This is a genomic window from Sphingomonas sp. GV3 (genome assembly GCF_031082075.1).
GTDB lineage: Bacteria > Pseudomonadota > Alphaproteobacteria > Sphingomonadales > Sphingomonadaceae > Sphingomonas > Sphingomonas beigongshangi.
In genome coordinates this window covers 1,145,919-1,158,312 of the sequence record NZ_JARWLE010000001.1, presented here as the reverse complement: position 1 = coordinate 1,158,312, position 12,394 = coordinate 1,145,919, and the positions used below count along the sequence as shown (strand labels likewise).

Here is a 12,394-nt window from a genome sequence, read left to right as displayed (position 1 = left end):
TGCCGAAGTTGCCGTTCGTTTGAGCGCCCGCGGAGCGGCCGAGATCGGGGACTTTTCCGCCGTTATTCTAGATGTTGCAGAATAACACTGAACCGTTTGGAAAAATCAAACTTGCTATATCGGTCGAGCCGGTCGACCGCCTCCCGAATTTTCTTCGGAATCTGCTTGATCACCGTGATTCGACCTGACTTATCGATCAGATATCCGAAGGTCCGGTGGACCATGCGGTCGTTGGTCTTGTTTCGCTCTTCGCGTCGGTGCATCCGTGCCTGAATAAATCCCGCCAGAACGAGATCGGTCTTGTTCAGCAAGCCGCTCACAAAGGCCTCGTCTGCACGCAACCAATTTCCCCCGCCGCTACGCTCATCGGACCAATATTCCGGTCCACCCCAGGCCTCTCCGACGAAAGCGACTTGCGTCCCGTCGAGCCAGATCCGCCCCGCATCATCGGCCCGTGTGAGCCCGTGCGTTTCCCGCAACCACGCTCCCGGAGAGGGACGTCCCTGCGCACTCCAGGAGCCGAACGGGTCGTATCGATCAAGCGATCGGTCGGAATAATCGCGAGTGTTGATCCAGCACTGGACCGAAGCGCCGTGGCCGGGGAAATCGTGACGGTTATCGCCATAATCGTCTGGCGTTGGGAGGCCGCGATGAAACGGCTCGACGAGCATGGCCGCCAACAGAGCGGCCTTGGCAATTTTTGCCGGAGCCAACAAGCTGGTTGCGTACAGATCCTTGTGGTCGGAGCTTTGCCAGTGCCCCGCGACGACAAGGCCGCGCTTCCCAATCTGGCGATTCGAAATCCCCACCAGAGGACTTAACAAGCGCTCATCCTCAGGATCGTTGATCGCAGCACGGTCGGTGTCCGGCATTGGAATCGTGTCGCCGATATCGAGCGGCGTGAGATCGGTCCACTCTGCAAGCCACGCATGATCGCTCCGCGAGGGGCCGATGCTTCTGAGGAAACCGCCCCAATCGTCGTCACGATATTCGCTGCGGCTGACGGCCCGGGTAGTGAGCATTTCGCCCGCCGCAATATGGAGCGCATGTAAGGCGAGGTATCCGCCATAACGGTCCTTTTCGGGCGGATAGCCGCCCGACCAGGAGCTCGACCGGTCATTCTCATAATGTGGCCGTGGGCAAGATGACATGCTGTGGATCTTGGGATCATATTCGCGCACGATCTCGAGGATGCGCCGGCGGATTTTCCAGGGTTCCTCGCGAAACAGCCTGGCGACGGTCGCGACCTGATACTTCTGGAAGTCATAGTCGAAGTAAAAATGATCGTCGGGGTCACGCTCTCCCTCGGGCGGCATATCATGGGAGTCGAAGTAGAAGCGCTCCCCTTTGTAGGCCGGGAACGGCGAACGATTGGCCTTGAAGATCGCGCGTTCTCCGCTGGCACGTTGCGTTTTAGAGAGCACCGCAAGCATATGGCGCAACGCGACGAGCGCCGCCTCCCGGATCGCGGGATGGGGAAAATGGGAATTGAGCGCCACCGCCTTCAGGAACGCGCGATGCTTTCCTAACTGCTCAGGATAGTCGCGCGCGATCCGTCCTAAGCCGAGCAACAGCCATTGCTTCGAATTCAGGACAAAGAGCGGGAGAGCCGGATCGGAGAAGGCACCGCCATCGCGATCGTAGAGAGCGACGACGGCATCGATCACATCGAACCGATCGAAGCGCGCCAGTTCATACAAAGCGTGGGTAGCACGCCAGCGCATTGCCGCATCGGGATGGCCGAGCCGCATCCAAAGCAACCCGGCGACGCTCTCCGCTTCGCTTAGAGGTCCTGTATAGGCGTCGCGCCACGGGCCATCCCCGATCTCCTCGGGAATGGTATCGCCGACGCGGTTGAGGAGATGTTCGAGACCTTCCCCCAGCGCCAACTGGCTCACTGCGGGCGCCACCTCTGCGGAGAGCGAAAGCCAGTCCTCGCCCGAAAAATTGACCGCGTCAGGCCCGAGACGCTTCACGACCAACGTAGCTATTTCACCACGCTCGAGACCGAACAAAGACGTGATCCGACGCCATGATCGGGTCACTTCCCAGCCCGTACCGGCAAGCTCTTCTGCGTGATGCGAGATGAGGCCCCGCCCGATCGTCGGCGATAGCTCCGCAATCGCCGGCGATTGCCCCGACCAGTCGGACAGAACCGGCTCGAGCGCTACCAGCTTGTCGGCGAGGTCAGCTCCCTCGACGGAAGGGATGACTTTCAACAGGGCCACCCGCTCCCTTGGCCGTTCGGCGCGTGAGACGAGAACTTCGAGGACCCGTTTGGGCCATCGATACCCTTGGCCATCGGCTGCCAGAATGGTCGCGTTGATCGCATCGAGATCGTAAAGCGGGATCTCTGGCGGCTCTGGCTCCCCTGCGCGACCGCCGCGTACAGGTGGCGCATCATCCTTCTCAGGATATGCTCGCAGGCCTTCGAGACGCACGCGCATGGGACTATCGGCCGACAGATGATGAAGCGCTAGCCGGCGAAGACCGGCAACGACCCGTGAGTCCGCCAGAAGGGCGCTATCGCAGTCGATTTCACGCAGAAGGATTTCGAAGAGTCGCTCGTGGTAGTGCGTTGCGAGACCAGGCAGGATCGCTGCCGCAAGCTTGTCGAGCCGCGCGCCCTTGGTCCGTTTGTTGGGCGCAAGACAGGCGAGCGCCGCGGCGATGTCCGGTGACAACTTGCCGGCGCCGGTGAGCGAGCGAAGGGTCGGTGCGAGGGTGAACGACAAAGCGGCGGTATGACGATCGTCGAGCCGGGAAACGGTCGCCAGCATGCCAAGCCCAAGAACGCCATGCAGAGCCTCCGACCATTCGAACCATGGGTAGCGATCCGCATCGGAGAACTGCAATTCGAAGATGCGCGGAAGCGTGTGAGACACTTTCCGGACGAGTGGCGGACCATGAAAATTTGGCGCGAGCTGAAGCAGCGAGTTCGCGCGCTCGAAATCATCGGCACCCAGCGCTTCGGCTAGATCGAGGCCCCGCCGGAAGTATACTGCGGCATCTTCAGGCGAGGTCCGCCAGACCGCGCGTGCAAGACGCCCATATTCGTTGAGACGCGCCGATGTCTCGGTCAGCTGCACGATGAGGCGTTCGGTCCTGCCGGCGAGCATCATCACCGCGTTATGAAGATGGGTATTGCGTGACAGGCGCTCGATCGACCAGATCAGCGGGTCGATCGGCATATCCCGCGCCTCGGCGAGTGAGGTTGCTAGCCGCTGGGCAGATTGGGCATCGAATGCCTCTAGAACGGCTCCGGTTAGAAGTAGTGAAAGACCGGCGAGCCGGGCGATGAAGGTAGCCCCATCGCGGAACGGATATTGGCTGGCGGTAGATACGTCCTTCTCGAGGGCGCCGAGCCAATCTTGGATGAGGGCACCCCGATCTGCTGGCGCTGCGACGATCAAGACACGCACGCGCTCGGCATACGCTAAAGCTGGTCTCACTCGGTGTTTTAGCAGACGCTTTTCGCGTTCGTATCGGTCTCGCTGTTGCGAGCTATAGCCGACGGCCTTTGTCGTCCGGCCTCGCCCGCCCGGCGATCGCCCGCCGCGCCCCTCAAGGCGCGCGACAAGTTCGCGTTCGAACGTGGCCGGCCCCTTCGTCCGCGAGCTCTTCGGCACCAACTGGAAAAGCTCGGTGGGTGCGATATCGATCAGGGCGGTCGGTCTTCGTTTGAGCGCCGCCTCCAGCCCGGCCGCCACGACGGCATGGATCGGCGCCATCTCATTGGCGCGGTATTCGTCGAAAGCGAATACGGTGTTCGTTCGCGCATCGAAGGATCCGGCGATCGCAATCGCTTCGGCTCGACAGCCAAGGTCGGCGGCGCGTAGCCCCGCGACTAGCGAGGCTTCCAGTGGCAGCGTATAACTTTCCGTGCTTGGCGTCGACGCCAGGCGGCGGACAAGGGTCCGGTCGAGGTTTCGATTTCCGTCGGACTGCATCAGGGCGGCAGCAAAGGCACCCCGGATGGCAACCGGGCACCGCGCCAGTTTGCGGCGCGCGAGTGCCATATCAGGCTGATCGAGTCCGCCGACCGCATGCCGATCGCCAAGCTCCAGAGCCTGCCGGACGATGTCATAGGCGAAGGCATCACCATTTGCCGCGAGCCAAGAGAAAATCCGGCGATCGTCGCCAAGCAGGAGTTTGACATAACTGAATCCCGAGCGTTCCAGGTCCGAACCTCGATCGTCGAAATGCTCCTCGCGGTGGGTTGTCCGGTGGCGATGCCAGTCAATCGCACGGGTCGCATGACGTTCCGCCTCGTCGGCTTCGCCGGCGAAGGCATAGGCTACAGCGAGAGCTGAATGTCGGCCGCCCGGCCAACCCGTTCTTGTTGAAAAGAGCCGGCGTTGAGCCTCCTGATCTCCCGAAATGGCAACGAGGTCGGGATGCTCGTACAGGAATCGATCGGCGCGTTCGTGACCGGCAGCCACAAGCGACGCTTCTAATGAAAGCCTGAAGAGATCGTCGGTTCGGCCGGCCCGTGCCGCCGCCTGAAGTGCGGCCACGATGCGGGCGAGCCGGATCTCCTGTTTGCCGATTTCGCTGGATCCTGTCGGGAGGGCGGGATCGAAGGCGAGCGAGACGAGCTCGTCCACCTGCCCCGTCGCGGTCAGCACTTGCGGCAAAGCGCGCGCCGCATAGTCCGAGTAGATTTGCCGCTCCGAAAGGCGCGCGATCACTAGATTGCGGGCGACCGGGTCCTCGTCGGACATCTTTCGGATCAGCGTCTCTGTAGGCTCGTCGCGGAACATCAGGCCGTAGCGCGTTCGCTCCAGCAGCGGTGCCAGATCCGTCGCGAAACTCTCGATGTCGCCAATGGTCAGGCCTTGCGCGGCTGCGAGTTCGTCCAGAGGGACAGGCGGCGGAAGCATCGCAAGGCCGGCAAGCAGAGCTGCTACCTCGGTCTGAGTCGCCCCGCGTCGGACTGCTTCGCGCCGCGCCGCCGCGATGCGCTCGCGCAGGATCGACTCGAGGACGTCGCCTGCGTCACCGTCCTGAGGGCCTTGCACGTCATAGGGTTGTCCGGCTGCCAGAAAGGCCGCAAGGCAGCGAGGATTCCGACCTGAGCGGGTGGTCAGCGCAGCGATATCGGCCGAGGTGGCCGATGGATCATGCGTGAGGATCAGCGCCTGCGTTTCCTCCAGCGTGAAAAGCGGAACCGGGAAATCCTCGGTCTCTATATCCCTCCTCGTCAGTTCAAGCCGACTGGTTCGGCATGATGCGACTGCACGAACGCCGTCGATCGGATCGATGCTCAGGCTCTTGAGAAGCAGGTAGGCGAACGAATTGGCGCCAGTGTCACGAGCAGCGATCGCGGCATGGTCAATGGCATCGAGGACCAGGGCCACCCCCGCCTCCGGATCGGTTTGCCGTACCGCTGCGACCGCATCCTTAAGCCGAAGGCGGAACCCGCGAAGCAGCGTGTCTTCCTGGGTGGCTGGAAGCAGGAGATCACACAGGCCGCGCGCCGCGAGCATGTTGGCGAGATGAACGATCGTGCGGCTAGCCAAGTGTCGAGGATATGCCGGCTCCCGCCACCTCCCCGCACCAAACCCGTCGAAGAGCACGACGGCGTAGGAGGCGCTCAACCGCTCGGCCAGCGCCTGCATCAGCACGGTCTTGCCGACACCGCCCTCAGCATGGAGGATGAGCGGAAGCGTAGATGCCCTGGCCTTGCCGACGAGTTCAGCCACAATCGGGCGATCGATGATCGCACCGACCTCGGGAAACGCGTCTGCCGTTGGGTAGAGATCGTCCTCATGATCGATATCGAGCTCACCGAGGACGGTGACGCGCTCGATGAGATTATCCTGTTGGCCGGCAGATCCCGCCTTCTCGCGCACCAGATGCTCTAGCCCGCGCAGCCGAATGCGGGTCTGCGGATCACCGGGAGCGCTCCAGTTGGCGATTTCTCGCCGTAGCCCCTGACGCGCCTCCTTCAGGCTGCCTAGCCGCCCGAGAGCAACAAAGCGTTGGAAGAACGCGCGGGCATCCACACCGGCAGCGGCGAGCGTTTCCCGCAGTTGCTCGGCCTGCGTACCCGCATCCCCCGTGACGACTGTCTCTAACGCCAGCGCTGCCAGGGCGAGCATCAGGTTCTCGTGAATCGGCCGATTGGTCGCGAACTCATAATGCGCGCGTCGAGCGATCTCCTCGCCGAAATTATCAATCCGCTCGGCCTCGCCTTTCGCGAACTTTGCCACGGTTGCCCGTAGATCGCTGGCGCGAACCGGTATCTCGGCACTGGCGATTGAGTATTTGAATTGGACGACCTCGATACGGTCGGCTTCAGCGACCGTGCGCCCGCCATAATATCGCACCAAATCCGCGACTTCTGTTGCCGTCTGGCTGTGGGCGCCATCATCTTCGCGGCTGAACCCCTCCATCGCGATCGCAACGAGATTGGTGTCTGGCGGCAAGAGCGCTAGGGCACTGCGGGCAGCCCAAGCCTCGTGGAACTGATGCCCGTCGCGTGATGCACGAACCGGATCGATCCGAGCAGCGCCGCGCGCGCTGACGTCCATCGGCCCCGTCCAATCCCTCAAGCCTACCTCACTACCCCGCTCTGCTCTCCGACGATATCAATTCGTTGTTAGCTGTTCAATCTTTGTTCTCGTCGACGATGCGACTTCCTCCGGCGTGCCGTTATACTGGCCATCTGCAAAGACATCTCGAAGCGAACACCGTCGCGTCCGCTTTTCGCCGGCTCAATCCCCCCCGTCAGCCAAGTACTGCGCGGACCTAGCCGTGAAATGCTCATCCATGTCTATCAACGGCCTGCCAACGACGACAAGATGTGGCGGCGAGCCCAGTTCAGCCCAGAACTGCATGAAGACGACGATCAGACCGCCCGCGTCGCCGAGTTCTGGCGGGGTCTGCCCAAGAGTGATTTTGAAGCTGTGCCCGGTTGGGCCTTCGAGATTGGCGACACGCGGCATGTCGCCCACGAAGTGCGCAATGTCGTCGGAGGTGTTGAGGATAACGTCCCTTAGGAAAGGCTCGAACGAATCGACCCCCAGTTCGGCAACGGCATAGGCGTGGGCGGTCTTCGCCAACGAGCGAAGATAGTCGAGGCGGTTCACAGGTGGCAGGACGATTCCGACCCGCTCGACACCTTGCTCGTCAGCCACCGCCTGTAGGATCGGGTCTGCCCTGGACGATTCGATGAACCGCCAGGGGCCACCATCGGCATTCGCGGGATCGATCGTTTCGCCAAGGATGGACGGCGGCGGAGACTGCCACAGATTGAGAATCAACGGTCCTTGGGCAATGGGAACCTCGCGCATTCCCAGATCCCGTCCAGCGGCGCCGCTCGCTACGATTTCCACAAGCGGAAGCCGGATCACCTTCGGCCGATCCTTTTTGTTCCGCGTCGGGGCTTCGACCATTGCGCGGAACACGCCCAGCTGATGCCTGAGAACGCGCTGCTCATAAGGCTGGATAATCTTCTGGCAGTTCTCGCAGCAGGCCTCTTCGAGGATCGTCGCATTCTTGCCGATGGCGAAGGGAATGACATGCTCCTCGGTGAGCTTCACTCCGGTCGCGCCGCAGTAGATGCATCTGCCAGGCGACGGCAGCCGGCGCGCCGGGCTTTCGTCGATGTCATATTCCAAAAGTATCATGGTCCATCACGCTCGGCCTGAAAGTCAAAACTAGAGCTACCCTTTTCCGATCTCCGACTGCTCACTCGCTCTCGTTCGCAAGCTCGGTTGCGATCAGCTGATACCGCGCCTTCAGATCGCCTCCGGTGGCAAACACCAATAAATCTTCTTTTGACAGTATGCCGTCGCTGAGGAATTTGGCCAGGTAGGACCGGCAGAACTCAATGGACAGCATCGACTGATCGATCCGCCCGAGGACTTCCTCGCAGTTCTTGATATTGCGTTCGATCAGCTTCCGGATGTCCGACAGGCGGTTGATTTCGCTGACTACCCTGCCGATCAGCAGGTCGAGAATATTAGTGTCGAGATCAACCTGTCGATCAGCGACCGCAAGGTCTCGCGCTACCAGATAGGCGAGACCGAGATTAGAAAAATCGCCGTGCAGCATGTCGATCACGACGATGAACCCGAAGCCGGCGCGATACGCGACATTATCGACGCGCTTTAGCAATGAAGGATTGATCGAGGACCGATCGAAAACGATGATCGCTTGCGCACTCCTGCGATTGACCTGCGCTTCCAGTAGCTGATTGAGCGCCGTATCAATATTCTTCCCGTACCAATCGCGCTCGTTGGGATTGCCCAGACTGATCGTCTTGTCGAATTTGCATTCGATGACGATGGACCGATCATCGCCGTCGTCGATGGAGCATAGAATATCGCCTGTCTTATTCTTTGCCAGCGCGCCGGCAACGTTTCCGGTCGGCGAGATCGTATCGCGGATGTCCTTCGCAGCGAGAAATTCGCCGAGATATTCCGCTACTGCAATCTCGCCGGCGATACCCTTCATCGAACTTTTCGAGAAAATCTCAGTGCTCATGTCGAACCGGATCTTCAACGATTCCAGTTCGGTGCCGAGCTCGTTTTCTGTGCGGGCGAGAAACGCCGAAAGGCGTTCCTGGCTTAGCGCAAGCACACCGATATGAAGCGCCTTCGCGAACACGCTGTCACGCTGATCGGCGGGAATCCGGTCGAAGTAGTCGAAAATTAGATTATTCTCCAGCTCGATACCGGTGACTTCTAGCCTGCGAAGGCCGTGATTGAGCTTGATGGAAGGCATGACAGTCCTGAATTCTATCCATTAGACCTTACTGTAACGATAGGTGCCCTTGACCTCGGCATTCAGGAATACACCTTTCGACTCCGCAAGTTTGAAAGCCTCCCAGATTCGCTGCGGGATATCGAAATACTGATAGTCTGAGCCATTGTGGAACGACACCTGCAGCGTCAAGGTGTCAGCATCATACTTCAGCGATGCAATGTTCGAGGATTCGAACGCGTCATAAGTTTCCATTTGTTATCCTTGCGCTTCATCGAGATTGACCAATGCGGATGTGAACGGGGTCTGCTGCCGCCACAACGCAACGACTTCCTCATAGTTAGGATCTGCCTCCATCGGGATACCCCAGCCACCGGGAACCATCGAGTCTTCGGGGCTTGTTTCGTCGCACACCACCGGGTCGGCGCTGTCGGGTCGCTTGTCCTTCGGCGGTGGCTCAATCATCGTGCGCATTGGGATGCCGACGCCTTCGCCAAGAATGATCGCCTCACCCGTACGCAGGATGGGCAACATACTAGTGAGACCTTCGAGATTCTCGGAAATTGCGCCCGTGATCTTCGACCGGTCGTTGCCGTTGGACAGGCGCAACGCAAAGAAGGTGCCGCATTGCGACAGAATCGTCGAATTGATCTCGGAGGGGCGCTGGCTGACGATCATCGCACCAATTCCGTATTTTCTTCCTTCCTTGACGATGCGCTGCACCACGGTTGAAGCACGCCCGCCGATGTCACCATTGAGGTAGGTATGGGCCTCCTCGAGCACCAGCAGCAGCGGGCGCTCGCGGCCGCCCTGCGACAGGTGACGCGCCCAGAAGAGGCAGTCGTATATCAGCCGAAGGAGAATACCGATCACGTCGTTGGTGATTGCGCTCGGAACGCCTGACAGGTCGAGAATGGTGACCGGCCGGTCCGACCCGATCCACCCTTTGATCAGCCTTGCCAACGTCTCATCGGTCTTTCCCTCCGGATCGGGATCCCATGCGCCAGGTCGCAGAAAGAAATTATACCGGGGGATACGCAGCTTAGCACCGAACGCCTCGAGCTGCGCACGTATGTTTAAGGCCTCGGGCAGATAGTTTATCTTCTCGTCGTCGCCCGCCACGCTTTTGACCTCGCGAAAGCGCGGAGGGAGGCCCTTTGAAGCGTCACCCTTGATCGGCTGGCCCTGTGCATCAAGCTTGTATGCCCAGTTTTCCTCGACCGGGAGTTTGCCCTTACCGGAGAAATAGGTGCCGAACTCCTGGCAATACAGATCGTACCACAGCTTCTTGATATCGAACGGAATGGGCGAATCGGCGTTCACCGCCTCTGGGTCGATGTCGCTGTCCTCATCCGCTTCGACCGTCGCGACCTTCGCTGCGATGATGCGCTCCATGATGAGATTTCTGGCCTTCGAATCCGCCGGAAAGGATCCGAAGGTGAGGCTCATCAGTTCGTCAAATTCCATCGCCCAGAACGGCAGGCACAGCCGTTCCTGATCTGTCTTGCTGGCGTCAATGTTGACCTTGTAGACATGAGCACGATCCGCAAACGCGGCCTGATATTCGCCATGGATGTCGAGGATCAAGATACGCGACGACGGATAGTTTTTCGACGACGACAGGCATCGTACGACGCTGGCTACGGTGGTTGATTTTCCCGAGCCCGTCGTCCCCACCACCGCGCTGTGCCGAGTGACTAGTTTGTTGATATCTACGAGCGCGTCGATCGACTGAGATCCCGCGATGTGGCCGACCTTCACGAGGTGATGCTGCTTACCGCGCCGTCCGTAGATCCGCTCGAGATCGCGTTGCGACACCAGATGGACGTCGTCATCGATAGTTGGATATTGCGAGATACCGCGCCGAAACTGACCACCGGCTGAACCCTCTCCGATGAGCTGGACCTTGAGCCAGCGATATCCGGCGCCTCCGTTGTCCGCCAAAGTCTCGGGAATGGCGCTTGCGCCGACTTGCGAAACAATGCCGAACAGATCGGCATAGCCGACCGGGATGCGTACGAAGCTACCGATCTGGCCGATTCGATATCCCTGACCATCGACGAAGGTCAGGCCCGAAAGCTGTGCGCCGGTCAGCGCAACACTGACCGAAGTGCCATTAACATCCTGAACAGTTCCGATGAGGGTTGGCGACACGCTATTCATGAGCTGTGCTTTGCAGTTCGTCGCGGCTCAGCGACCGCAGCAGTAAGCCCAGATTCGCAAAATCGCCAAGGTTGAGCTGACAGGGAATTCGGCCCTCATTCTCGTCGGTTTCCACGCCAAGAAGGTGAATGACCTCCTGCGCCAGCCCACCTGGCTCCGACACGCCGACGCTAATCCAGCCCGCTCGCCGGCGGCCGATGATAGCCTCGTCCTGCGCAGCGATCACGAGATTGGGGGTCTGCTGCCCGCATGTGATGGCCTTGGCATAGCCTGCGCCTCCCAACGAGCCGAAGAGAAAGGCGTGCACCATCGCGGTCGGATTGTTCTTGAGGCTGCTCACGATGATATCGTTGATGTGATCGTCGCTGAACGAATATCCAGACATAAATAGAATCGCAGAGGGGCAGCTGATAAAATCCTTCAATCGATCCATCAGAGCCAGATACGGCATCTTCCGGCTTTGATCGAACTTCAGATGCGACGGATAGATCAAGTGCTTCTGACCAGGTTCGATCTTTTCTGAACGGATGACCGATCCAGCCGCGGCATTCTGCGAGGGCTTCAGTTTCCAGTTGATCGACCCATGTATCTTCCAGAGCCTGAGCCAGCGCGGACCAATTAGTTTTTCGTTCTCGACCGCGCCGAGATCGAAGAACGCATTTCGTGATCCGATGAACCCGTCGAAATAGGGTGCGCTCGCGTCCTCGAGCGCTTCTTCCATCAGCAAATCGTAGTTGGTGGTGAAAATGTGCACGGGTTTGTCGCGGGACAGCGACCGTGCCCATATCGCCAGGTCGTGATAAGGACCTTCTTTGGTCGGAAGATTTCTGTCGACAATGTCGGAGATGATCTCGCAGATCGACCGGTCGAGCTGTTCAAGCTCCGCTGCGTTGAATCCGCGCACCGAGCCCTTGCCTGCGACTTGCGACATCGAGCGGATCATCGATAACGCATCTTCGATATTGAACTGCGCCTTTTCGTCCTCGACAAACAGCTTTGCCAGGCGGTCGTACAGGCTCTCTTTGCCGCCGGCCGGTGTTTTGAGCTTCGCGGCAATCATGTTGGTGAGGCCGGCAACGTCCGGAATGATCGGTTCGTTGACGGTTTGCCCACCTTCGAGCTGGCGCTCGACACGGACGGCCAGCGGGCACCCTGCGCCGATGAAGAAACCAACATGTTTCTTGTTCTGCGACAGCGACTGGCGAATGTAGTCGAGTTGCCTCGACGCGTCGTGATAGGTCACAATATCCCCCTAGTGTCGGCTTCCTATTCATCATGCATGGGGTCAAAAGTCGAGACGCGCGCGCTGAATTCCACCGTTCCGGTTCCGAATCCAGCCTTGTTGGTCTAACCGGTCGCCGCTGGCTCGCGCAGGTCATTCGAAACGGTCTGCTTGACTTTGGCACGGTCGAACCGGTGGGCGGTCCTTTCGCGATCAACGAAGCGGCCAGTCTGCTCCGTGGCCCTCTTATGTCGTTTTGCGATACCGGTTGGGAGAGCGTTGAACGATAGCTTCCGA

At 59.8% G+C, this 12,394-nt stretch carries 6 protein-coding genes; all 6 read right to left on the bottom strand.

The features are described from left to right. Positions 1–62 precede the first annotated feature (62 nt). The 6 genes from RF701_RS05230 to RF701_RS05205 all read right to left on the bottom strand — a co-directional run bounded on the left by RF701_RS05230 (position 63) and on the right by RF701_RS05205 (position 12,118). A complete protein-coding gene (locus RF701_RS05230) occupies positions 63–6,536 on the bottom strand; it encodes an ATP-binding protein (RefSeq protein WP_308814319.1) in 6,474 nt (2,157 codons plus the stop codon). A gap of 183 nt (positions 6,537–6,719) precedes the next feature. After that, positions 6,720–7,634, bottom strand: a complete 915-nt coding sequence (locus tag RF701_RS05225) for a hypothetical protein (protein WP_308814318.1) — start codon at positions 7,632–7,634, stop codon at positions 6,720–6,722. Between the two features lie 61 nt (positions 7,635–7,695). Then, on the bottom strand, positions 7,696–8,733 hold the full coding sequence (locus RF701_RS05220; protein WP_308814317.1) for a hypothetical protein: 1,038 nt from the start codon (positions 8,731–8,733) through the stop codon (positions 7,696–7,698). Positions 8,734–8,754: 21 nt separating this feature from the next. Further along, the gene (locus RF701_RS05215) at positions 8,755–8,967 is read right to left on the bottom strand and encodes a KTSC domain-containing protein (protein ID WP_308814316.1); all 213 of its coding nucleotides are present in this window, start codon (positions 8,965–8,967) and stop codon (positions 8,755–8,757) included. Positions 8,968–8,970: 3 nt separating this feature from the next. Continuing rightward, on the bottom strand, positions 8,971–10,875 hold the full coding sequence (locus RF701_RS05210) for an ATP-binding protein (protein WP_308814315.1): 1,905 nt from the start codon (positions 10,873–10,875) through the stop codon (positions 8,971–8,973). After that, positions 10,868–12,118, bottom strand: a complete 1,251-nt coding sequence (locus RF701_RS05205) for an SIR2 family protein (RefSeq protein ID WP_308814314.1) — start codon at positions 12,116–12,118, stop codon at positions 10,868–10,870. Before RF701_RS05205 ends, RF701_RS05210 begins: the two co-directional genes overlap by 8 nt. Positions 12,119–12,394 lie beyond the last annotated feature (276 nt).

What these genes read in the sequence shown, in the direction of transcription:
- RF701_RS05220 (WP_308814317.1), bottom strand. Translation starts at nt 8,733, where the DNA reads ATGCCTTCCATCAAGCTCAATCACGGCCTTCGCAGGCTAGAAGTCACC.
- RF701_RS05215 (WP_308814316.1), bottom strand. Translation starts at nt 8,967, where the DNA reads ATGGAAACTTATGACGCGTTCGAATCCTCGAACATTGCATCGCTGAAG.
- RF701_RS05210 (WP_308814315.1), bottom strand. Translation starts at nt 10,875, where the DNA reads ATGAATAGCGTGTCGCCAACCCTCATCGGAACTGTTCAGGATGTTAAT.
- RF701_RS05230 (WP_308814319.1), bottom strand. Translation starts at nt 6,536, where the DNA reads ATGGACGTCAGCGCGCGCGGCGCTGCTCGGATCGATCCGGTTCGTGCA.
- RF701_RS05225 (WP_308814318.1), bottom strand. Translation starts at nt 7,634, where the DNA reads ATGATACTTTTGGAATATGACATCGACGAAAGCCCGGCGCGCCGGCTG.